Below are 23,870 nucleotides of genomic sequence, written 5' to 3' on the forward strand. Positions count from 1 at the left end.
CGATTTTCAAATGTCAAGTGTTTTTCAAAAATAAATATATTTTTCTCTATAAATTAATAATAACTAGAATGATTTAGAGTTATTTTTAAATCTTCCTAGTTATTTACATTTTAGCTTGATGACATTGGCCTGACGGCTAAAACATATTCTGAATTTATTTAAAAGACCATTTAGCAATTTCCACATAATTCTATACTTAAAACCACAAGAGTGTGATAAAATATCTTATGTAACACTCTTGTGATTTTTTCTCCTTAAATGTTTAGTCGCTTAAAGGATACTATAGAATCACCTAAGAGTGTTATCTTTTTTTATATGAAATTATTGGAATTAACTTTTGACTGTCCAGTTATTTAATAAAATAACAACCGATAATTTCATACCAAATATTATTTTAATTATTATTATAACCGCTATTTTTATTATCAGTGGAATTATTTTGTTATTTAAAACTCCCGTAGCAATACAGGAATATGATGACTTAATGGATACATTAAAGCATAAAAAAGAAAATTATAGTATTGAAGAGATTAANATGTATAATGTTTCATTGGTTATATTTGCACTTAGTTTCATATATTATATATATTTAATACTTTTTCGCAAAACAGACGGAATTGATATAGCACTTTTAACATGGATAGAAACATTATTGGGTGTGAATTGTATTTCGTGGAAATTTAGCAGGGACAGTTTGAATAAATTAGTAAACAAATAATATAAAGCACTTTTATATATAAATAAATCCCCATACTTAAACTAAGGAATAGCTCCTGCTATTCCTTTTTATATTTCTTGGTATTTTTTATAGTTGTAATTGCTAGGTGAAGAAGCTTATAGTGTCTTTGTGAAAAGCGAATTATATACACGAACACGTGCAGAAAATGTTCGTTACAAACGAAACGAAAGAAAAAAATACAAAAAAAATATTCGCAAATATGGTTTTTTATGATATAATGAATTTGCAAAAGATGTCGAAAAAATGAAATTTATTTATGAAAATTATATATGCATTAAATGAGTAATTGACAAAAGAGAAAACTAAGGGGGAAGAAAAATGAAAAAAAACACATCTGTATATGATTTAGATGGTATACCACCGTTAGGGCATGCCATTCCATTGGGGCTGCAGCATATTTTAGCCATGTTTGCAGGGAATGTAGCACCTTTAATTATTCTTGCAAATGCACTTAAGTTGCCTATGCAAGAAAAAACATTTTTAATTCAATGTGCTATGTTTATAGCAGGAGCAGCTACTTTAATTCAACTTTATCCTGTTGGACCAATTGGGGCAAGACTTCCTATAGTTCAAGGAACAAGTTTTGGATTTTTACCAACATGTATAGCTATATCAGCAAGATATGGACTTGCTGGTGTACTAGGGGCATCATTTATTGGTGGATTTTTTGAAATGATTTTAGGAGCTTTTTTAAAACCACTTCGTAAGTATTTCCCACCAGTTGTTACAGGAACTGTGCTATTATCAATTGGATTATCTCTTTTACCAACAGGAATCAAATATTTTGCAGGTGGTGTTGGAGCAAAAGATTTTGGTTCACCATCTAACCTTTTGTTAGGTACAATTGTTTTGGTAACAATTTTATTTTTCAAACAGTTTACTAAAGGAATTACAAGTATGTCTTCCATACTAATTGGACTTGTTGTAGGATATGTTGTTGCAATACCTATGGGGAAAATTGATTTTACTGGAGTAGCTCAAGCAGGATGGTTTGAATTTCCTATGCCTTTTAAATATGGAATGGAATTTCATGCAGATGCTATAGCTGCAATGCTTCTAATGTATTTAGTTACAGCAGTAGAAACAGTTGGAGATATTTCTGGAGTTACAATTGGAGGAGCAAATAGAGAAGCTACGGATAAAGAACTTTCAGGTGGAGTTATCGCTGATGGATTTGCTAGTTCTTTAGCTGCAATTTTCAATGTTTTACCGAATACATCTTATAGTCAAAATGTTGGAATGACTGCATTAACAGGTATTATGAGTAGATTTGTAGTTGCTATAGGAGCTGGCTTCTTAATTGTATGTGGTCTATTCCCAAAAGTAGGAGCAGTTGTTGCTTTAATGCCTCAAAGTGTATTAGGAGGTGCTGCTATAGTTATGTTCTCCATGATTGCGGTAAGTGGTATTAATCTTATTACTAGACAACCGCTTTCAGGAAAAAATAGTATTATTGTTGCTGTTGCTATGGGATTAGGTTTTGGGCTTGGTTCTGTACCAGAAGCATTAGCATATTTCCCAGAGACCGTAAAAATGATTTTTGGAGGTTCTGGTATTGTTGTTACTGGTATAATTGCACTTGTATTAAATGTAATTTTACCAGCAGATGAAGAAAAAACTGCAATACAAAAAGAAGCTGAACCTGCTTAATAATTATAGAAATTCATAATATATAATCATTAAATAAATAAATAAAGTAAGAAGCCCGTAAAGCCTTCAGAGTATATGTAATATATTAATGAAGAGCTAGGGCTTTTTTTGGAGAATAGGACTTTGTTTTACATTAAAAGGGAGGAATACAAGTGATTACAATAAAAAATTATACACTTCCAGAAACATTAAAAGAAGCGTACAAGATTTTAAATGAAAAAAGAAATAATGTAATTTTAGGTGGTTGTGCTTTTTTAAGAATGGGATCAAAAAAAATTGAAACTGCTGTTGATTTATCTAAACTTGAGTTAAATTATATAAATGAGAATGATGAAACAATTGAAATAGGAGCAATGACTACTTTCCGTGAAATAGAAACAAATTCTATTTTAAAGAAATATTTTAATGGAGTACTGCCTAAATCAGTAGAAAATATTGTAGGAGTTCAACTTAGAAATATTGTTACTGTAGGTGGAACTGTTTATTCAAAATATGGATTTTCGGATTTTATTACAGCACTACTTTCACTTGATGCTGAAGTTATATTGTATAAGCAAGGAAGAGTGTCTTTAGAAAAATATTTAGAACAGGATGTAAAAAAAGACATATTAGTAAAAGTAATTATTCCAAAGACATCTAGAAAAGCAGCTTTTCAGATGATGAGAAATTCTAGAAGTGATTATGCAATTTTAAATGTAGCTGTTTCAAATAAAGATAATGACTGGAAGATAGTAGTGGGAGCTAGACCACAAAGAGCAAAAATTGCTAAAGAGGCATCGCAATATCTTTCTAAAAGTAATAAATCTATTGAAAAAATTGAAGAAGCAGCTTTAATGGCATCAAAAGAATTAAATTTTGAAAGCAACATGAGAGGAAGCAGAGAATATCGTGAAGCAATCTGCAAAGTACTTGTAAAAAGAGCAGTAATGGAGGTTTTATAATGAAAATAAAAGTTACTATTAATAATAAATATATGGAACTAGAAGCAGCATATGATGAATTTTTAGTAGATACTCTTAGAAGATATGGTTTTTTAAGTGTAAAAAAAGGCTGTGATACAGGATCTTGTGGATTATGTACTGTATGGGTTGATGAAAAACCAGTACTTTCATGTTCAACTCTTGCACCAACAGTAAATGGTAAGAATATTACAACTATAGAGGGTATACAAAAAGAGGCAAGTGAGTTTGCAGAATTTCTGGTAAATGAAGGAGCAGAACAATGTGGTTTCTGCAGTCCTGGATTTATTATGACTGTAATTGCCATGAAAAAAGAACTTAAAAATCCAACAGAAGAAGATATTGTTCACTATCTAACAGGAAATTTATGTAGATGTACTGGGTATGTTGGACAGTTAAGAGCAGTTAAAAAATATTTGGGGGTAGTATAAGGATGAAAGTTGTAAATAAGCCAATTTCAAAAATTGATGGTATGGATATTGCAACAGGTAAACCTGTTTATACGGATGATTTAAATATTAACAATAATGCTTTAGTTTTAAAAATACTTAGAAGTCCACATGCCTTTGCAAAAATAAAATCTATTAATACTGAGATAGCAGAAAAAGTACCAGGAGTAGAGTGTATATTGACATATAAGGATGTACCAAATGTTAGGTTTACTTTAGCTGGTCAATCATATCCAGAACCTTCACCTTATGACAGATTAATTTTAGATGAGTGTGTTCGTTATGTAGGAGATGAGGTTGCAATAGTAGCTGCGGTAGATGAGAAGACAGCGGTAAAAGCTATGAATCTTATTAAAGTAGACTACGAAGTTTTAGAACCAGTTTTAGATTTTGAAAAAGCAGAAGGACATACATCTGTGGTTCATTCAGAAGATGATTTACAATTAAATATGGATATTGGAATGCAGAAGGAAAAAAATATAGCAGCTTCGTGTAAAATGGAAGTTGGAGATATAGAGAAAGAATTAGAAGAAAGTGATGTCGTGGTAGAAGAAACCTATTATACACAGGCACAGGCTCATGCAATGATGGAAAGCTACAGAGCATTTAACTATATGGATCATGCTGGAAGACTTACAATTGTAAGTTCTACACAAATACCTTTCCATGTTAGAAGACATGTTGCAAGAGCACTTCAAATTCCTAAAAGTAAGGTTAGAGTAATTAAGCCAAGAATTGGTGGAGGATTTGGTGGAAAGCAAACGGCAGCAGTAGAGATTTTTACAGCCATAGTTACTTTGAAAACAGGAAAGCCATCAAAGATTATATATGACAGAAGAGAAACTTTTGGTTGTACAACTAGCCGTCATGCTATGAGAATCAAAGTTAGACTTGGAGCAGATAAAGAAGGGAATATTAAAGCTGTAGATATGACTGCTTTATCAGATACAGGTGCTTATGGTGAACATGCTTCAACTGTATTTGGTGTTGCGGGATATAAAACTCTTCCTTTGTATAATAAAGCAAAGGCATCACGATATATGGGAAATGTAGTTTATACAAATAAAATGCCTGCTGGTGCTTTAAGAGGATATGGAGTTACCCAAGGAATATTTGCTCTTGAATCAGCGGTAAATCAATTAGCTGAGAAATTAGGTATGGATCCTACTGAATTACGTGAAAAAAATCTAATTAAACAAGGAGAAACACATCCTATTTTAGGACATACTGAAGATGGTAGTCCAAATGAATTAAAAAGCTCTACTTTGGATAAGTGTATAGAGAGAGGTAAAGAGCTGATAGGATGGGATGAAAAATATCCTAGAAAAGTCATTAGTAATACTAAAGTTAGAGCTGTTGGTATGGCAATTACTATGCAGGGTTCGGGAATAGCAGGTATAGATACAGCTTCAGCAGTAATTAAATTAAATGATGATGGATTTTATACACTTTTCTTAGGTTCTACTGATATGGGAACAGGAAGTGACACTATCCTTGCTCAAATGGCATCAGAAATTTTAGAAACTACTATGGACAAAATAATTGTACATGCAGCAGATACAGATATTTCACCATATGATACTGGTTCATATGCTTCAAGTACAACTTATGTTACTGGAAATGCAGTTATAAAGGCTGCTGAAGATATGAAAAAACAAATAATAGAAAATGCAGCAAAGCTTTTAGGTGTGAATGAAGAAGAAGTAGAATTTGATGGAGAATTTGTAAAAACTATAGATGGAAAACAGTCCTTATCTCTTGACGAAATAGCACAGCGTTTAATATCAGGAGAAGGTAAAAATCAACTTATAGGAACAGGTACTTTTGGTGGAGATACAAGTCCTCCTCCATTTATAGCAGGTTTTGCAGAAGTTGAAGTTGATACAGAAACAGGAAAAATAGAACTAATAGATTATGTGGCAGCAGTAGATTGTGGAACTGTTATTAATCCTAATCTTGCACGTATACAAGTAGAAGGCGGATTAGTACAAGGAATAGGAATGGCAATGTACGAAGATGTACAATATAGTAACAAAGGAAAGATGATTTCAGATACTTTTATGCAGTATAAAATTCCTTGTAGAAAGGATATTAATAAAATTACTGTGGATTTCGTAAGCAGCTATGAGCCAACAGGACCATTTGGGGCAAAATCTGTAGGAGAGGTTGTAATTAATACCCCACCTCCAGCAATTGCTCATGCGGTATCTAATGCAGTTGGTGTAAATGTAAGAAGTTTGCCTATTACACCAGAGAAGGTTTTAAAAGGAATAATGGAAAAATAATAAAATGGGGCTGTATAGCCCCAATTTTATTAATGAAACAAAAAAGGTGATTTTATGGAACTTTCTAGTTATGTTGGATTAAAACAAAAAGATATTATATCAATTGTAGGGGCTGGTGGTAAAACATCCTTTATGTTTCAATTAGCTCAAGATATTAAGAAAAATAAGAGTAAGGTTTTATTAACAACCACAACGAAGATTTATGTTCCACAAAAGGAACAGTATGATTTTATCTGTATAGGTGAAAAAGAATTTTCAAAGTATGCAGATATAGATAAAAAAGGAATTTATGTTTATGGGACAAAAGTAAATTTAGAAAATAAAATTATTGGATTAGGAGAAAAATATTTAGATAAACTAGTTTCAAAATTTGATTATGTGCTTATAGAAGCAGATGGTGCTAAAAAGAAGCCAATTAAAGGATGGAATGATAATGAACCTGTTATATATGAAGGAACTACAAAAACAATAGGAATTTTAGATATTCAAACAGTTGGAATGAAGATATGTGAAAGTAATGTTCACAGAAGTGAACAGTTTTGTAAAATTACTAATTCAAATCAAGGAGAAAATATAACACTTGAACATTTATTAAATGTTATTTTTCATCAACAGGGATTGTTTAAAAATGCTAAAGGTGAAAAGATATTATTTATTAATAAAGCTGATGATTCATATTATTTGAATCAAGCTGAACAATTAAAAAATGAGATTAATAAGTGCTGTCCAAAATTTTTAAATAAAATTGTTAGTGGAAGCATTAAGAATATTGCAAAACAAGGAGTAGAAATATTATTATGATTACTGCTATCATAATGGCATCAGGATATTCGAGAAGAATGAAGGAGAATAAACTTCTTTTAAAATATAAAGGTAAACCATTGATTCAGCAAACAATTGATATGGTTTTAAAGTGTGATTTTTCACAGATAATTTTAGTGGCCAGAGAAAAAGAAATATTACAATTTGGAAAAAACAGTGGATTAACTGTAATTGAAAATAAAAAGGCAGATAGAGGAATTAGTGAATCTATTAAGCTAGGGGTAATATCTGCTGATGAGTGTGATGGATATATGTTTTTTACAGCAGATCAACCTTTGTTAAATGTAGATATAATCAACAAACTACTACAATCATTTTACCAAGATAAATCTCATATTATTGTTCCTCATTATGCTGGAAGAAGAGGGAGTCCAGTTATATTTCCTGAAAAATTTAAACAAGACTTGATGCATTTAGAGGGAGATATAGGAGGGAAAATAATTATAAATAAATATTTTGAACAAGTACGGTTTGTAGAAATTGATGATGAAAAAAACTTATTTGATGTTGATACACAGGAAGATTATAAAAAAATATTAGAATGGGATGAGGCTGAAGATGATTTTTGATGAAATTGTTGTTGTTCGTGGCGGTGGAGATTTAGCTACTGGTACAATTCAAAGATTGCACAGATGTGGATTTAGAGTATTAGTTTTAGAAGTTCCAAAACCTACATCAATTAGAAGAAAGGTTTCATTTAGTGAAGCTATTTATGATGGAGAAATAGAAATTGAGGGTATTACAGCAGTTCATGTGGATTATTTAGATGAAATTAAAAAGGCGTGGAATAATAATAAAATACCAGTTATTATAGATCCAAAAGGGCAGTATATAAAACAACTAAAACCCAATATAGTAGTTGATGCTATTATAGCTAAAAAGAATTTGGGAACTACAAAAGATATGGCAGACATAACTATAGCTCTTGGACCAGGGTTTATAGCAGGAGAAGATGTTAACATAGTTATTGAAACAGCTAGAGGGCATGATTTAGGAAGAGTGATTTTTGAAGGAGAAGCGAAGAAAAATACTGGTATTCCAGGAGTAATTGGGGGATATTCAAAAGAGAGAGTTATTCACTCGCCTTGTGATGGAATTATAGAAAATATTAAAGACATAGAAGCAATTGTAGAAAAGGACGAAATTATTGCTTATGTAGGAAATACTCCTGTAAAAGCAACAATTTCAGGATTGTTAAGAGGAATTATTAGAAATGGCAGCCAGGTAAGAGAAGGATTAAAAATAGCAGATATAGATCCTAGAATTTCAGAGAAGCCTAATTGTTATACAATTTCTGATAAAGCTAGAAATATTGCAGGAGGAGTTTTAGAAGCAATATTTTATCTGAAAAACAATAAAAGGTAGGGTAGTATATGGAAGAGAGAATTTTAAAAGAAATTTATGAAAGCTTATGTAGAGGGGAAAATGTGGCTCTTGCTTCTATTATTAAAAGTACAGGGTCAACTCCAGGGAAAAAAGGTGCACTAATGGCAGTTTGGCAGGATGGAAGAATTTTTGGAACTGTTGGTGGAGGAAGAGTAGAATATGAGATTAGACAAAAAGCTGTAGAATGTATTAAAGCTGAAGAGGATGGAGAGTTTCATTTCCAGCTGAATGAGCATGGAAATTTGAATATGCAGTGCGGTGGAGAAACAAAGGTATATATTAAGGTTTTTAAACCTAGACCCAGACTTTTAATTGTAGGTGGAGGACATATAGGAGTTGAACTCTTTAAATTAGCTAAAATACTAGATTTTTATACAGTAATTTTTGAGGATCGTGAAGAATTTGCTAATGAAAAAAGATTTGAAGAAGCAGATGAAATTATTGTTGGAAAATATGGAGAGAAAATTTCAAAATATCCTGTTAATAAAAATACCTATGTAGTTATTGTGACAAGGGGGCATGCACCTGATGCAGAAGCTCTTAGAGAAGTTGTGAATTCGGAAGCGGCATATATAGGAATGATAGGAAGCAAGAAAAAGACAGAGTATGTTATGAAAAATCTTATAGATGAAGGAATATCTAAAGAAGCATTAAAAAAGGTTTATGCACCAATAGGATTAAATATTTCATCTGGTGAGCCGAATGAAATAGCCTTTGGAATTATGAGTGAAATTTTATTGTTCAAAAATAAAGGTTCTTTAGAACATATGAAAGATATAAAGAAGATATTATTTTAAATAATTTTATGTTTAATTTTATATAAAATTAAACATAAATAAGAGGTGATCAGTATGAAAAAAATATTGGTACAGGATGCAGTTGGTTCGGTTTTATGTCATGATATTACACAAATCATTCCAAATACCATTAAAGATAGAGCATTTAAAAAAGGACATATAATTAAGGAAGAAGACATACCTGTTCTTCTTTCATTAGGAAAAGACCATATTTATGTATGGGAGAAAAAAGAGGGAATGCTGCATGAAAATGAAGCGGCAGAGCGTATAACAAAGCTTACGGCAGGTGAAGGACTAGCGTTTAGTGAAATAAAAGAAGGAAAAATTAATTTTATTGCTGATTGTGATGGACTTCTTAAAATTAATACGGAACTTTTATATAAATTAAATTCATTAGGAGAAATTATTTTGGTTACACTTCACAACAATTATCCTGCTAAAAAAGGGAAAAAAGTAGCTGGAACAAGAGTAATTCCTCTTGTGATTGAAGAAGAGAAAATAAAAAAAGCAGAAGAATTGATTGGAGAAGAGAAAATTATAAATGTTGTACCTTACACTCCAATGAAAGTTGGAATAGTTACTACAGGCAATGAAGTTTATCATGGAAGAATTAAAGATGCTTTTGGACCTGTGATTCAAAAGAAGGTAGAGGAATACGGATGTGAAGTTTTAGGGCAGACTATTTTACCAGATGATGAAAACAAAATTACAAATGCAGTAGAAGAGTGGATAAAAAAAGGAGCAGAAATGGTAATTTGTACTGGAGGAATGTCTGTAGATCCAGATGATGTTACACCAACAGCTATTAAGAAAACAGGAGCAAATATTATAACCTATGGTGCACCAGTACTTCCAGGAGCTATGTTCTTATTGGCATATAAAGGTGAGATACCTATCTTAGGTTTACCTGGATGTGTTATGTATTGCAAAAGAACAGTATTTGATTTAATACTTCCTAGAATATTAATAAAGGATAAAATTGAATATAAAGATATTGCTTCATATGGCCACGGTGGTTTTTGTATGGAATGTGAAGAGTGCAGATTCCCAGATTGTACTTTTGGTAAAGGGGTATAGTGTGAGGAGGTTTCAAATTGGGGGCTAGTGAAGGGAGGACTTTTAATGGCAAAAATTTTAGCCGTATGTATAAGTAAAGAAAAAGGAACAGCAAAAATAAATGTAGGACAAGCTGAAATGATTGAAAATCATGGATTAAAGGGAGATGCGCATGCAGGTAATTGGCACAGACAAGTGAGCTTACTTTCTTATGAAAAGATAGAAGACTTTAAAAAAACAGGTGTTGATATAGATGATGGAGCTTTTGGAGAAAATCTTATTGTTGAAGGAATTGATTTACCTAAATTACCGATTGGAACAAAATTTAAAATTAATGAGGTAGAAATGGAAGTTACACAAATAGGAAAAGAGTGTCACAGCCACTGTCGTATTTATGATACAGTAGGAGATTGTATTATGCCTAGAGAAGGAATATTTGCTAAAGTTTTAAAAGGTGGCATTGTAAGTAATGGAGATGAGGTAAAGGTGATAGAGAACTAATAAACATTCTCATTAAGAGAATGTTGTCGAAATTTTTGTAATATGTTATACTAACGTATATAATAGAACAAGACAGTTCGTAACCATCCTGTCTATAAACAAAACTAGGACTTAAGTACCGTTTTATGCGGTTTTTGTTTATGGGGCAGTTATGCCCTTTTTTAATGTCCTTTTTTATCCATATTAAGGAGGATTAATAAAATGAAAAAAATAGGTTTAACAACTACAGTACCAGTAGAGGTGCTTTTAGCAGCAGGATATACTCCTATAGATTTGAATAATCTTTTTATAACATCTGAAGATTATTCAAAATATATAGATATAGCTGAAAGAGATGGATTTCCCAAAAGTTTATGTGCTTGGATAAAAGGGATATATGGAGCTTGTATTGAGAATGACATAAAAGAAATAGTTGGAGTTATGGAAGGAGATTGTTCTAATACAAAAGCACTTATAGAGGTATTGGAACTTAGAGGAGTTAAGGTTTATCCCTTCTCATTTCCACATAGTCACAAGAAAGAAGATGTGCATAAAGAAATAGATAAGTTTATGCAAAGTTTTAATGTAAGTATAGAAGAAGTTGAAAAAGTAAGAAATAGATTAAATAAAATCAGAGAACTAGCTAAGGAAATTGATGAGTTAACATATATAAGTAGTAAAGCCAGTGGATTTGAAAATCATTTATATCAAGTAAGTCTAAGCGATTTAAATGGAAATATGGATATTTTTGAAGAAGAAATTAAAAAGGTTATTTCAAAAATTAAAGAGAGAAAGCCAAATAATAAGAAACTTAGATTAGGATATATAGGGGTTCCGCCTATGACTGGAGATATATATGAATTTGTGGAAAATTTTAATGCACATTTTGTGTATAACGAGGTTCAAAGAGAATTTGCTTTTCCAAGAGCAGATAAGGCAGTGGATATATATCAGCAGTATTATGACTATACCTATCCTTATGATACGAATTTTAGAATTAAAGAATTAAAGAAGCAAATTAGTGAGAGAAAATTAGATGGTATTATCCATTATACTCAAGCATTTTGTTATAGAGCAGTTGAAGACATTGTTTTAAAGCAGCAGCTTGATATCCCAATTTTAAATATTGAAGGGGATAAGCTAAATACTTTAGATGCAAGAACTAAGCTTAGGATTGAGGCTTTCCTTGATATGCTATCAGATTTAAAGGAGGAGTCAAGATGAGAGTGCTAGGTATAGATCTTGGAAGCAGAGAAGTAAAGATTGCAGTAATGGAAGATAACAAGATAATAAAAAAACAAAAGATAAGCACAATGTCTTTTTATAGAGATTACTGCAGTTATGATGGAAAGATTACAGTAGATTTAGAGAAACTTAATATTACTAATATCGATAGATTTGTATCTACTGGATACGGGAGAAATAATACGGATTTAAATAAGTTTAAAGCTATAAATGAGATAAAGGCACATGTTTATGGTGGATTTTATCAAACAGGATTAAAGGATTTTATATTGCTAGATGTAGGTGGTCAAGATGTTAAGGTTGTTAAAATCGAAAAAGGACTTACTACAGATTTAGAACTTAATGAAAAATGTGCTGCTTCTTGCGGCAGATATTTAGAGAATATGGCAAGTGTTCTTGAAATACCTGTTGATGAGATGAGTAAGCATTATGAAAATCCAGTAGAGCTAAATTCAACTTGTGCTGTATTTTCTGAATCTGAGTTAATCGGAAAAATAGCTGAGGGTGTAACAATAGAAAGATTGTGTGCAGGTGTTAATTATTCTTTATACAAGAGATTAAGTCCCCTTTTAACTAAATTTAGAGGTAGAAAATTAGTTTTAACTGGTGGTGTTGCTAATAATGAAGCAATAAAGGAATATCTGAAGAAGGATTATGATGAGATAGTTGTGGTTGAAGATCCTCAGTTTAATGGAGCAATAGGATGCTGCTACTATGGAAAAAAGTTTTTATAGTGACCAACTAGCAATCAGTAACCAGTAACCAGTTACTAGTAAGAAAAAAATTCGATGAGTTGTTTACTAGATTAGATTGAAATTAGAATGTGTAAAAATATATGGAGGAAGAGTATGTATATATTGAAAGCGGAGCATAGTTTTGATAGTGCTCATTTTCTTGCAGGATATGAAGGGAAATGTGGAAATATTCATGGACATAGATGGAGAGTAGAAATTGAGGTTCAGTCAGAAACACTAGTAAAAGGCGGACAGCTTGATGGAATGGTAATAGATTTTGGTGATTTAAAAAAGCATGTTAAAGAAATAGTGGATTTTTATGATCATGCTTTGATTATAGAAGAAGGTACTATGAGAAAAGAAACATTAAAATGCTTATCAGAAGATGGATTCAGGATATTAGAGGTTAAATTCAGACCAACGGCAGAAAATTTTGCATCTTTTTTCTTTAATTATATGAAGGAAAAAGGATATAAGGTAAAAAGAGCTACTGTTTATGAAACTCCAACTAACAGTGCTGCATATGAAGAGTGAGGTGAAAAAATTGAAATTGAAGGTTGTTGAGAAATTTGTAAGTATCAATGGAGAAGGTCGTTTATCTGGACAATTGGCTGTATTTATAAGGTTTGCCGGATGTAATTTAGACTGCAGTTATTGTGATACAAGATGGGCAAACGAAAGTGATGTACACTATGAACTTATGAGTGCAGAAGAAATATATAACCATATTAAAAATCTTCAGGTTAAAAATGTAACATTAACTGGAGGAGAGCCGCTGCTTCAAGAGGGGATATTAGAATTATTAGAAGTGTTATCTAAAGATAAGGAGCTTTCAGTTGAAATAGAAACAAATGGAAGTGTGCCTTTAGATAAATTTGCTAATATAGAAAATCCACCAAGTTTTACAATGGATTATAAACTTCCTTCAAGTAATATGGAAAATAAGATGATAATGGATAATTTTAAATGCTTAACTGAGAGAGATACTGTTAAATTTGTATCGGGAAGTATTAAAGATTTAGAGAGAGTTAAAAATATAATTGATAATTATAATCTTGTAAACAAAACTAATCTTTATATTAGTCCAGTGTTTGGCAAAATTGATATGAATGACATTGTAGAATTTATGAAAGATAATAAAATGAATGGAGTTACTTTGCAAATACAACTTCATAAAGTAATATGGGAACCTGAGAAAAGAGGTGTATAGATAATATGGCAATTAATACAAAAGAAATTGAAAAGCACATAAGAGGAATACTAATAGCATTAGGAGAAAACCCAGATAGAGAAGGGCTTAAGGATACTCCTGAACGTGTAGCTAAAATGTATGAAGAAGTATTTCAAGGAATGTGCTATACAAACGATGAAATTGCTGAGATGTTTGATAAGACCTTTGAAGATGATTTATGCATAGAAGATGAAACCAAAGATATGGTTTTAATGAAGGATATAGAGATTTTCAGCCACTGTGAGCATCATTTAGCGCTAATGTACAATATGAAAGTAGCAGTTGCATATATTCCTAAAAAGAAAGTTATTGGTTTGAGTAAAATTGCTAGAATAGCTGATATGGTAGGGCGCAGATTGCAGCTACAGGAGAGAATTGGTACGGATATAGCTGATATTATGCAAATAATAACTGGTTCAGAGGATGTGGCAGTTATTATTGAAGGAGAACACGGCTGCATGACTACTAGAGGAATAAAGAAAACCAATGCGAAAACAATAACTACTACATTAAGAGGAAAGTTTGATAATGATCCAGTTTTTATAAATAAATTAATGATGTTGTATAAATAATAAAACAGGAGTGACAAAGTATGAATAAAGAAAAGGCCATAGTAGTATTTAGTGGCGGACAAGATAGTACAACTTGCTTATTTTGGGCAAAAAAGAAGTTTAAAGAAGTTATAGCAGTATCCTTTGATTATGGTCAAAAGCATAAACTAGAGTTAGAGTGTGCAAAGGATATCTGTAAAAAATATAATGTAGAACATCATATTTTGGATTTGAATTTATTAAATCAATTAGCACCAAATTCATTAACTAGAGTAGATATAAAAGTTGATAAGGAAGCACCAAATGGAGAATTGCCAAACTCTTTTGTTGATGGAAGAAATATGCTGTTTTTAACTTTCGTTGCAGTATTTGCAAAGCAAAGAGAGATAAATAACATCATAACTGGAGTATCACAAAGTGATTTTAGTGGTTATCCGGATTGCAGAGATGTGTTTATAAAGTCTTTAAATGTTACATTAAATTTATCTATGGATTATCAATTTGTAATTCATACTCCACTAATGTGGATTAATAAAGCAGAAACATGGAAAATGGCAGATGATTTAGGAGTTCTTGATATAGTTAAAGAAGAAACTCTAACTTGCTATAACGGAATTAAAGGTAACGGATGTGGAGAATGCCCAGCTTGTAAGTTAAGAAAAAATGGATACTTAGAGTTTAAAAAATTATATAAATAGTATGTTCAAGGGAGAGACTTTTAATCTCCCTTAAATTTTTATAATATTAATTTTGGATAAAATATTAAATGAGGATATATTTCTATACAAATCAAATTTTAAATATGAACAGGCAGGGATTTTATTGAGAAAGATTAATTGGAAAATAAAATTAGGAATATTATTTATAGTATTATCTTGTGCAGTCTATACTGTGCACTATTTAATATTTAAAGATAGTATGTACATATTAGAGACTATTATTGCTCAATTAGGTTTTTTACCTCTTTCAACATTACTGGTAACTTTCGTTCTCGATGAATTGATGAGTAATAATAAAAAGCAGGAGCTTATTGAAAAATTAAATATGGTAATAGGAGCATTCTTTGCTGAAATGGGAGATGAACTTCTTAAAATAATTATTGAATCACAAGCTGATTTATGTGAAAAAACTGAATGGTTTAATTTCTCTGATGAATGGACTAAAAAAGATTTTATGGAATTAAAGAATAGGCTTAGCAATGAAGAATTTGATGTTTCATTAGAAATAGTAGATATTATAAGATTAAAAGAATTTTTAGTTAATAGAAGAAAGTTTATGTTATATCTTTTGCAAAACTCTAATTTATTAGAACATCAATCTTTTACGAATTTATTGTGGGCAAGTTTTCATCTTACAGAAGAGCTTATGAATAGAAAAGAAATAGACAACCTATCAGAAGCAGATTATGAACATATTTCTAAGGACATATCTAGATTATATAGTAACTTAATATTAGAATGGGTAAATTATATAGAACATTTGCAAAAGGAATATCCATTTTTATTTTCACTTGCTGTGAGAACTAATCCTTTTAATAAGGAAGCGAAGGTTGAGATTGAGTAAAGAGTGATTTGTGAATTACTCACCACAACCTTATATAAGATGGAGACTTTCACACAATAATGTTAAAAATCAATTTTCATTATAAATTTTATAACTTTATAAGCTAATATTCCAATTAAGGTTCCCAAAGTGTTAAGTATTAAATCATCTACATCAAAAGCACCTAAATTAGTAACCAATTGAATTGATTCCAACAATAAACTAACTAAAAAACCTACAAAAGATACTTTAAATATACCCTGTGATTTTTTTGATAAAACAGGTAACATAAAACCAAGAGGAAAGAATAGTACTATGTTACCTAGTACATTAGTAACACTGGCATAACTTATTCCTCTTTTGATGTAAAGATCAATAGTTTCAAAAGGAACGAAATTAGCGAATCTTATATTATTTTCTAAATTATTATATTCAAATACTCTTTTTAATAGATAACAATAAGAAAATTTAAATAATACCAACTTTATTAAAATGAATAAATATATATAAAATATGGCATATGTTATTATTCTAAAAAACTTGTTTTTAAAAGTCATTTTTTTCTCCTTTCAATATATAATATAAGTTTTTAAAACATAGCTTATCAAATCTCCTATTTATATATTAAATAATAAATGTAATATTTGTTTTTATATTTTGTATTAATTTTGTAAAATTTCATAGCTATCATATCTTAAAGAAAAAATTTATAGTATAAAATTAAATAGAAAGTAAATAGGTGGCAATGAAAATAGGGTCTGTAAATAAGTTTGTGAATTTATATAAACTTATTTACAGACCCTATAATTTTGTTTAGATAATATTAATAATCTATATCTATAAGATGCGAAGTTATTCTTGTTCACATAAAAGTTCTGATTTATTTGGAAGTATTAATTCATTAAATATTATAGCTATAAAGGTACCTGCAAAAACATATAGAATTTTTCGAATGCAGTTATAATTGATCATAAAGAAGGTATTATAAAATACTAAGTCAATTTAGTACTATTTATTGAGTATATTCATATCTTTTATTATTATCATTTTAGAATTGTATTCTATAAGTCCATCTTTTTTCATCTTGTTCAATTCTCTAGATAGGGAGGTCCTTTGTATACCAAGTCTTTCTGCTAACTCTTTTTTAGTTATATTCAATTTAATTTCATAAGTGTTTTGTTCATAAGATTCGTAGTTTAAAAAATCTATTATACATTCTCTTATAGATTTTAAAGAGAGGGATTTTATTTTATTTGTTAAAATCAAGGTTTTGTCAGATATACATTTTAGAAATTCAATTAAAAAATTTTTGTTGCTTTGGCATAAATCTAGAATAAAATCTTTTTTTATGTGAAGAAGCACAGCATTATTTTTTGCAATAATAGTCAGTGGGTATGAATTATTGTTAGCAAATATAAGGTTCTCACCTATAATATCTCCCTTTGTAAATTCAGTTAAAGTTAAAACATTTCCATTTTCATTTATTTTTTGAACAACTAAATCTCCAGAGATAATAAAATCTAAAGTAATACACTTTTCATTTTGAAGGTGAATTATGGTGTTTTTTTCATATTCATAAATGTTATGATTATTTTCATTAAATAGCTTTAGAAGTTCTTCTTGAGAAAAATCTTTAAATAAACTAGTAATTTGTAAAAGATTAATATATTTTTTAATAGACATAAAAAGTCTCCTTTTATTTCAAATTAGTTACCATGGTAACTGAAAAAGTATAGAAAAAATTATAATATAAAACTATAGAAATATAAAGGAGGACTTTAGGATGTTAGAAAAAGTTTATGATTTTAAAAAGACAAGTGAAAAAACAATTGAAAGGATAATAGATGATAACAACGTTGCTCTTAATCATATGGTACTTACAAAGGGTACAGGACTTCCAGAACATTATTCAAATTCAAATGTTTATATGATAATAATAAATGGAACTATGACAATTAAATTAGATGAACAAGAGCCGAAAAAGTATTCAGCAGGCAATATTCTAAACATACCATATAATATTAAAATGAATGTAAATAATTTGGATGATGAAATTTTAGAGTTTTTCGTAGTTAAGTCTCCAAATCCAAGAAATTATAGTGGTGAATAGCTGTGGATATATTTACATTAGCTCTGTGGATTATTATAATTATTGCATTTATAGTTTCTATTATCAAGGATAAAGAGAAGACTTTAAATTCAATGAAAATGTCTAGAGGTATGATGAAAAATATGATAGGAGAAATCATAGGAATATTGTTTCTCATTGGTCTAATTTTAACATTTATACCACCAGAAATAATTAAAAATATTTTAGGAAATTCTAATACATTAATATCAACTATAGTTTCAGCAGTGGTGGGGAGCGTTACACTAATACCTGCATTTGTTGCATTTCCGTTAGTAGGTTCTTTTGTTGATGCAGGTGCCAGTATAGTTCCAGCTGTTGCATTTTTAACTACTCTTACTATGGTTGGATTTGTAACTTTTCCTCTTGAAAAAGAGGAGTTTGGTTTTAAATTTGCTATCTTAAGAAATGGACTTAGATTTTTTCTTTTATGCTTGGTAGCTTTTCAGCTGGACCAATATATGCAGCATTTCCAGTGTGTAAAATGCTGTTTAAAAAGGGAGCAAGTATTGCAAATATAGTTATAATATTAAGTACATGGGCAGTAATCAAAGTTCCTATGCTTGCAAACGAAGCAAAGTTTTTGGGTGTTAAATTCATGGGAATAAGATGGATTTTCACTACTATTTCTATATTTGTAATGGCATATATAGTAAGTAAACTCGTAAAAAAGGAAAGTATACCTTTTGCTTTAGAATATAGTAAAAAAAATATAACTACTGCTGAAGTAAAAAGGGAATACTGTATAGGGTGTAGACTCTGTGCTAAGCTTTCACCTAAGCATTTTAAAATAATTGATGGAAAGGCTGTATTTAATAATGAAAATATGGAACAAAAGGATTTTCAACATATTAAAAAGATAGCTTCAAAATGTCCAGCTAAGGCAATTTATTTTAAATAATTAAATAATATTACAAAAAACAGAAATATAAAAGTAAGCGCATGATATAAAATAATAAAAATTCTTTGCTGTAAATCAGCGGAGAATTTTTTTATTTTAAAATTAGAGGCAAATTTATAAGCAAAATTTAAATCAAAAAAAGGTTACTATTAGTGGTGGAGTTGCTCAATTAGAAACAGGAGTAGAAACACCGGAAAAAATGGTTGAAAAAGCAGATGAGCTTTTGTATAAAGCAAAGGAGAATGGAAGAAATAGGATACAATGGTTTTAAACCCACACATTTTCAAAATGTGTGGGTTTTCTTTTAGTATATCATTTATTTATAGAAGAAAGGGCTTTTGGTATATAGTTTATGCTAAGCTTCTCATATTTGTTAACATCAATAATATAATTAAAATTACTGGTTTTATTTAAAATATTTTTCTCGTATTTTTTCTAAATCAGCAGTTTTAAAATCATCTGTAACTTCAATAATACCTAAAACAGTATTTTGAGAAATAATAGCATATCCACCGCTCTTTTCAAAAATAGTTTGGATTTCAATAATATCTTTTTTACCATAGAAAGTAGTTAAAGTATCTTCTGAATCAATAGAGAGTATTTCATATTTAGCCTCTGGGTTATCAAAATCTTTCAGATCCAAAGTTAATTTTGTTGGCATATTTTTACCTGATACCATTATTAATGGAGAAAATTCATAGCCTATTCCTTTTATAGTTAAAGTTTGAGTACCATTTTGAATATTAGCTTTATTAATTAACTTGTTAGTAGGTAATTTATCTAAATCATCCCCATATATACTAGGTTTAGATGGTGTAGTATCTTCAATAGGAGAACTGCAGCAGCTTCCGTCAGTGGATGCAGGAGGTAGAGAGGTATCAGATTTTGATATATCAACAGAATCAATGTTATCTACCACTTTTATAACTCCTCTAATCATGCCCATCCAGCAGCTAAAATTAATGTCTTCACTTTGTTCAGACGTAAATTCGATTATATTTTCACCAGATTCCAATCTTTTCTCAATATTTAATGAAGGTATTACAATTTCATTATTACAAGAAGTTAGCTGTTTGCCATCGATTATCCATTTAACAGGTATATTGCTCTGGATATAAAAAGCATTTGGTGTGTAACCTTTGTAATCAGCATTCATATTTATAACTTGAACTCCATTTTCAATAACAGCTTTAGTCACATTAGCTTGTGATGAAGCTGAATTTCTACTTAAAAATATATTATTATTTAGCGAAGGTAATCTAATTCCAGCTAAGGCAAGCCCTCTGTTTCCCATTATTAATCCTAGAACTACCACAAGAATTCCGCTGAATTTAAGCATTTTTTTTGTATATCCTTTACTTAACAGACCAGAAATGGCTCCAAAGGTTAACATAAGTGGTACAGTTCCAAGGGAGAATAAAAACATTGACACAGCTCCTTTTAAGGCACTACCTGTAGCAAGAGCATATAACTGCATAGTTTGTAGTGGACCGCAGGGCATGAATCCATTTAAAACACCTACTATAAATGGAGAACTTGGCTTTTTCTTAATAGAGCAAAAAGACCAAGGTAGCTTGATATTAAATTTTCTGAACAAACTAAAACCTATCATATTAAGTCCCATAATAACCATAAATAGTCCTGCTAAGATTTGAATTCCAGCTTTAAAATTTAAAGATAGTGAAATTACAGAACCTAATGCTCCGACTATTCCACCAAGGATGGTATAAGAAAATACTCTTCCAGCATTATATAAAATAGCGGGTTTTATTGCACTTAATTTGTTACTACTTTCTTCTGACATGCTTTGAGAAAGCATTATTCCTCCACACATACCTACGCAGTGTAAGGATGTAAGTATACCTACTATAAAAAGTACAAAATAAGTGGCATTACTTAGTTTTTCATTCATATCAAATCCTTCAGTGGAATTGCCTAGAAGGATAATAGCAATTGCTATTATAAATATTCCTATTAACTTATCATTATTGGAGTCTTTAATACTGTAACCAGCATTTTTTATAGCATTTTCAATTAGCTTTGTATTGCAAAGTTCAGTATCGAATTCTACAATTACGTATTGCTCACTGTAGCTTGCTATAGCATTTGAAATACCATCTAGCTTTTGGATTGATTTTTCAACCAATTTTTCGCAAGATGTACAGGTCATATTGTATACTTTAATCTTTTCTTTTTTAATATTCATAAAATGTTTCACCTCAAATATTTATTTTGATTTTTTTAATAAGGTATAAAAACTTAAGTGAAGTTACAAAGTGTAGATTTTTACAAGGTGCAGTAGTTTGTAACAAGATAATTTTTATGTAATTATAATAAAAAGATGTGTAGATTTTATGTAACAAAATTTATATAGGTTATTTTAGAATTGTTAGGAAAATTAAATTTTAAAAGATAAAGGTGCTTTATCTACAAAATATGTAGACAAAGCACCTTTAATATTAAATTAAAACTATATTTTTACATCCATTCTTCACAGCAAGTTCTTTAAGATCCTGCATCATATTATCAGAAGGTGAATAGCTATCCAGTATACCAGGACGGACTCCGATAGACCTATATTTTATTAGTTTATATCTTATATTTGGATTTAATGATGCAATAAGCCTGCTTGTCATATCTACATTGTAATAGTTATTTAGAGTTTCAGGAACAATAACAGTGCGCACTTCATAGAGCTTGTTAATTTCTGCAAGATATTTTATGTTTTCTATTACAACCTTGTTGTCCATGCCTGTCAGCATTTTATGTTCTTCAGGATTATAGGATTTTAAATCTACCATAGCCATATCCATAACTTCTACCAGTTCCTTTTGGTTTTGGAAAGTGGTAGAGCCATTGGTGTCTACAAAACAGGTTAATCCAATTTTTTTTACTTCTGTGAATAAAGAAGTTAGAAATTCACACTGAAGAGTACATTCTCCACCAGAAACTGTTATTCCAGATATAAAGGCATTTGTTTTATTTATTTCTTTCAAAACCTCATCTACACTCATAGATATAACCTTTGGTGAACTAGTATTTGGACATACATCTAAACATTTATCACATTTTTCACAAAGAGTTTTATTCCAAATTATCTTATTATTTTTAACAACAAGAGCACCAGAAGGACATTCTTTTGCACACTTTCCACAGTGAATGCAGTGATTTAGTGTTTCAGGATTGTGGCAGTACAGACAGTTAAAGTTACAGCCTTGAAGAAAAATTGCTGTTCTATTGCCAGGACCATCTACAGAGCTAAAAGGAAGAATTCTATTTATCAATGCTTTAGTCATTTTTTCTTACCTTTCTATTTAATACTCTGTGATTTTTAACAGCTCCAAGACCTAGAGCAACAGTATCACGAAGAACTTGTTCACCTCTATCTAATTTTTCAATTTCTGATTTTTTTACAAGATAACCTGTAATTCTTATAACATCACAATCAGTACAATATAGTGATAAATATCTCATGTTTTGACTAAAAGCACCTTTAATTATATCTAAAATAAACTCAGGATTTTTCTTAGTAGTTTCATCAAAAGCAAAAATATCACCTATTCCTGATGGAAAAAATTTATGAAATTTGGCTGATTGTATTAGATGCTCATGAAGTTCTGGTTCTTCTCCAATAGGTATTCTACATCCTGGACTTATATTCTCATCACTATCAATTCCTACTTGAGCATGGAGTAAGAAGTTTTCACCAGTTATTTTGCAGTAAGGGTTTTTATGTTTTTTAACTTCTTCATCTAGTTTTTCAATAATCTTATATCCTAATTCATTTGCTTTTTCACTGTGGCCAAAGCTATCTCTTTGTTTTACTGCACCTAATAAGTGATTTACACATTCAGCAAGTCCAAACATACCGAACATAGCTGTAAAATTATCTCTGGATATTAATCCTTCTCTAACTAAAAAGCTGCTTTCAAAGAAATTGCTTTCTTCAATCAGGAATCTTATTCTTTCATCCATATATTCACTCATTCTTTTCACTGCATCAGGAAGAAGGGTATTTAAAAAGTTTTCTTCATCTACAGCTTTTTTAGCAAGTCCAGCTAAGTTTAATCTTACTAAAGTGTAGCTTCCGCCACCTATGGGAAGTCCATTATAGCAGCTAGCAATGCAATAGTTTCTGTTAAATTCTTTTGAAAACATATCATCATTTGCAAAGCTTGGTTTTGCTGTAACTAAAGCAGTTTTTACTGCTTCAATTGCAAAATCATCTGGAGTATCATTATTGTATTTCATACTGATATTTGGTATAGAAGTTTCCAGTTCTCTTTGAACTTTTAAAATTATTCTTCCAGTCTTTGTAGCTATTGGACCAATGTTAGCATGACAGAAGGAATCTGTTATAGTTCTATCAATATGAGTTAAGAATACTTTAATTGCTTCATAGGCTTCTTTTTCATCTTTTACAAAGGGGTCTAGCAAAGTATCTATATTTCCAATATATACTGGAAAAGAGGTTATTGAAGGTACATGTTTATAAAGAATCAACAGGTTGTTTACTGCCTCCCAGATGTTAGTTGGAGGTTGCAACCCTAAGAAACCGCTCCCATTTTTCATAAACTTTTCATAGTCTGGAGCTACATATCTTGGTCTATATGGGGCATGCCCTTCATTAAGATCACAGATAATGCCATCATTTCTATATTCTTGGGCTTCTTTGCTTATGTCAAGTACATTCAATCTGTCCTCTGCTGCTCTTGCCAGGCTTAACACCTTTTGTTCATAGGTTAAAGTTTTGTCTTTAATAATGTTTAAGATATTGTTCATACAATTCACTCCATCAAAATTATTTTAACCACAATTTTAAATGGTTGTTTAACATGTAAAGCGTTTACATGCTGTTAATTATATTTTATAACTAATAAGCAATCTTAGCAATGTTATTCATTAAACAATATTT

General features: G+C 30.2%; 26 protein-coding genes. 21 read left to right on the forward strand and 5 right to left on the reverse strand.

The window, feature by feature from the left end; all coding sequences use genetic code 11:
• The first annotated feature begins 1,057 nt into the window (after positions 1 to 1,057).
• The 17 genes from OIO11_RS00905 (at position 1,058) to OIO11_RS00985 (ending at position 15,947) form a co-directional block, all read left to right on the forward strand.
• Positions 1,058 to 2,389, forward strand: coding sequence for a uracil-xanthine permease family protein (locus OIO11_RS00905; protein WP_268069450.1), 1,332 nt, complete (start codon positions 1,058 to 1,060; stop codon positions 2,387 to 2,389).
• Between the two features lie 152 nt (positions 2,390 to 2,541).
• On the forward strand, positions 2,542 to 3,330 hold the full coding sequence (locus OIO11_RS00910) for an FAD binding domain-containing protein (RefSeq protein WP_268069452.1): 789 nt from the start codon (positions 2,542 to 2,544) through the stop codon (positions 3,328 to 3,330).
• Entirely contained in the window at positions 3,330 to 3,779 is a 450-nt protein-coding gene (locus OIO11_RS00915; protein WP_268069453.1) for a (2Fe-2S)-binding protein, read from the forward strand. Before OIO11_RS00910 ends, OIO11_RS00915 begins: the two co-directional genes overlap by 1 nt.
• Positions 3,780 to 3,781: 2 nt before the next feature.
• Positions 3,782 to 6,082 carry a xanthine dehydrogenase family protein molybdopterin-binding subunit gene (locus OIO11_RS00920; protein WP_268069454.1) on the forward strand — a complete coding sequence of 767 codons (2,301 nt, stop codon included), beginning with the start codon at positions 3,782 to 3,784 and terminating at the stop codon, positions 6,080 to 6,082.
• A 54-nt stretch (positions 6,083 to 6,136) separates the two neighbouring features.
• Positions 6,137 to 6,883, forward strand: coding sequence for a selenium cofactor biosynthesis protein YqeC (gene yqeC, locus OIO11_RS00925; protein ID WP_268069455.1), 747 nt, complete (start codon positions 6,137 to 6,139; stop codon positions 6,881 to 6,883).
• Complete coding sequence (mocA, locus tag OIO11_RS00930) at positions 6,880 to 7,473, forward strand: molybdenum cofactor cytidylyltransferase (protein WP_268069456.1); 594 nt, start codon at positions 6,880 to 6,882, stop codon at positions 7,471 to 7,473. Before yqeC ends, mocA begins: the two co-directional genes overlap by 4 nt.
• Entirely contained in the window at positions 7,463 to 8,269 is an 807-nt protein-coding gene (gene yqeB / locus OIO11_RS00935) for a selenium-dependent molybdenum cofactor biosynthesis protein YqeB (RefSeq protein WP_268069458.1), read from the forward strand. Before mocA ends, yqeB begins: the two co-directional genes overlap by 11 nt.
• 8 nt (positions 8,270 to 8,277) lie before the next feature.
• A complete protein-coding gene (locus OIO11_RS00940; RefSeq protein ID WP_268069459.1) occupies positions 8,278 to 9,087 on the forward strand; it encodes an XdhC family protein in 810 nt (269 codons plus the stop codon).
• A 54-nt stretch (positions 9,088 to 9,141) separates the two neighbouring features.
• Positions 9,142 to 10,164: a molybdopterin-binding protein gene (locus OIO11_RS00945; RefSeq protein ID WP_268069460.1), complete on the forward strand. Its 1,023-nt coding sequence runs from the start codon at positions 9,142 to 9,144 to the stop codon at positions 10,162 to 10,164.
• Positions 10,165 to 10,209: 45 nt separating this feature from the next.
• Complete coding sequence (locus OIO11_RS00950; RefSeq protein ID WP_268069461.1) at positions 10,210 to 10,644, forward strand: MOSC domain-containing protein; 435 nt, start codon at positions 10,210 to 10,212, stop codon at positions 10,642 to 10,644.
• Positions 10,645 to 10,845: 201 nt separating this feature from the next.
• On the forward strand, positions 10,846 to 11,847 hold the full coding sequence (locus OIO11_RS00955; RefSeq protein ID WP_268069462.1) for a 2-hydroxyacyl-CoA dehydratase family protein: 1,002 nt from the start codon (positions 10,846 to 10,848) through the stop codon (positions 11,845 to 11,847).
• A complete protein-coding gene (locus OIO11_RS00960; protein ID WP_268069463.1) occupies positions 11,844 to 12,602 on the forward strand; it encodes an acyl-CoA dehydratase activase in 759 nt (252 codons plus the stop codon). The genes OIO11_RS00955 and OIO11_RS00960 overlap by 4 nt, the downstream gene beginning before the upstream one ends.
• A gap of 114 nt (positions 12,603 to 12,716) precedes the next feature.
• Positions 12,717 to 13,136 carry a 6-carboxytetrahydropterin synthase QueD gene (queD, locus tag OIO11_RS00965; RefSeq protein WP_268069464.1) on the forward strand — a complete coding sequence of 140 codons (420 nt, stop codon included), beginning with the start codon at positions 12,717 to 12,719 and terminating at the stop codon, positions 13,134 to 13,136.
• Between the two features lie 10 nt (positions 13,137 to 13,146).
• On the forward strand, positions 13,147 to 13,812 hold the full coding sequence (gene queE / locus OIO11_RS00970; RefSeq protein ID WP_268069465.1) for a putative 7-carboxy-7-deazaguanine synthase QueE: 666 nt from the start codon (positions 13,147 to 13,149) through the stop codon (positions 13,810 to 13,812).
• Positions 13,813 to 13,817: 5 nt separating this feature from the next.
• Positions 13,818 to 14,405: a GTP cyclohydrolase I FolE gene (folE, locus tag OIO11_RS00975; RefSeq protein ID WP_268069466.1), complete on the forward strand. Its 588-nt coding sequence runs from the start codon at positions 13,818 to 13,820 to the stop codon at positions 14,403 to 14,405.
• Positions 14,406 to 14,425: 20 nt separating this feature from the next.
• Entirely contained in the window at positions 14,426 to 15,082 is a 657-nt protein-coding gene (gene queC, locus OIO11_RS00980; RefSeq protein ID WP_268069467.1) for a 7-cyano-7-deazaguanine synthase QueC, read from the forward strand.
• Between the two features lie 124 nt (positions 15,083 to 15,206).
• Positions 15,207 to 15,947: a hypothetical protein gene (locus tag OIO11_RS00985; protein ID WP_268069468.1), complete on the forward strand. Its 741-nt coding sequence runs from the start codon at positions 15,207 to 15,209 to the stop codon at positions 15,945 to 15,947.
• Positions 15,948 to 16,009: 62 nt separating this feature from the next.
• On the opposite strand, the gene OIO11_RS00990 is transcribed toward OIO11_RS00985, so the two are convergent.
• Together OIO11_RS00990 and OIO11_RS00995 are read right to left on the reverse strand one after the other, a co-directional pair.
• A complete protein-coding gene (locus tag OIO11_RS00990) occupies positions 16,010 to 16,483 on the reverse strand; it encodes a VanZ family protein (RefSeq protein ID WP_268069469.1) in 474 nt (157 codons plus the stop codon).
• Positions 16,484 to 16,934: 451 nt separating this feature from the next.
• Positions 16,935 to 17,609: a Crp/Fnr family transcriptional regulator gene (locus OIO11_RS00995; RefSeq protein ID WP_268069470.1), complete on the reverse strand. Its 675-nt coding sequence runs from the start codon at positions 17,607 to 17,609 to the stop codon at positions 16,935 to 16,937.
• 100 nt (positions 17,610 to 17,709) lie between these two features.
• Between OIO11_RS00995 and OIO11_RS01000 the strand changes: the two genes are divergently transcribed.
• From OIO11_RS01000 to OIO11_RS17180, 4 genes are all read left to right on the forward strand, one after another.
• A complete protein-coding gene (locus tag OIO11_RS01000; RefSeq protein ID WP_268069471.1) occupies positions 17,710 to 18,036 on the forward strand; it encodes a cupin domain-containing protein in 327 nt (108 codons plus the stop codon).
• A 2-nt stretch (positions 18,037 to 18,038) separates the two neighbouring features.
• Positions 18,039 to 18,575 carry a permease gene (locus tag OIO11_RS01005; RefSeq protein WP_268069472.1) on the forward strand — a complete coding sequence of 179 codons (537 nt, stop codon included), beginning with the start codon at positions 18,039 to 18,041 and terminating at the stop codon, positions 18,573 to 18,575.
• Positions 18,539 to 18,955, forward strand: a complete 417-nt coding sequence (locus tag OIO11_RS01010; protein WP_268069473.1) for a ferredoxin — start codon at positions 18,539 to 18,541, stop codon at positions 18,953 to 18,955. The genes OIO11_RS01005 and OIO11_RS01010 overlap by 37 nt, the downstream gene beginning before the upstream one ends.
• 112 nt (positions 18,956 to 19,067) lie before the next feature.
• Positions 19,068 to 19,226, forward strand: a complete 159-nt coding sequence (locus OIO11_RS17180; RefSeq protein ID WP_442781201.1) for a diguanylate cyclase domain-containing protein — start codon at positions 19,068 to 19,070, stop codon at positions 19,224 to 19,226.
• Positions 19,227 to 19,361: 135 nt separating this feature from the next.
• On the opposite strand, the gene OIO11_RS01015 is transcribed toward OIO11_RS17180, so the two are convergent.
• The 3 genes from OIO11_RS01015 to OIO11_RS01025 form a co-directional block, all read right to left on the reverse strand.
• Positions 19,362 to 21,161 carry an urease accessory protein UreH domain-containing protein gene (locus tag OIO11_RS01015; RefSeq protein WP_268069474.1) on the reverse strand — a complete coding sequence of 600 codons (1,800 nt, stop codon included), beginning with the start codon at positions 21,159 to 21,161 and terminating at the stop codon, positions 19,362 to 19,364.
• 253 nt (positions 21,162 to 21,414) lie between these two features.
• A complete protein-coding gene (locus OIO11_RS01020; protein WP_268069475.1) occupies positions 21,415 to 22,251 on the reverse strand; it encodes a YjjW family glycine radical enzyme activase in 837 nt (278 codons plus the stop codon).
• Positions 22,244 to 23,737 (reverse strand): YjjI family glycine radical enzyme, encoded by a 1,494-nt coding sequence (locus OIO11_RS01025; RefSeq protein WP_268069476.1) that lies wholly within the window; start codon positions 23,735 to 23,737, stop codon positions 22,244 to 22,246. Before OIO11_RS01025 ends, OIO11_RS01020 begins: the two co-directional genes overlap by 8 nt.
• Positions 23,738 to 23,870 lie beyond the last annotated feature (133 nt).

Origin of the sequence: Clostridium sp. ZS2-4 (assembly GCF_026719745.1) — a bacterium.
Lineage (GTDB): Bacteria > Bacillota > Clostridia > Clostridiales > Clostridiaceae > Clostridium_H.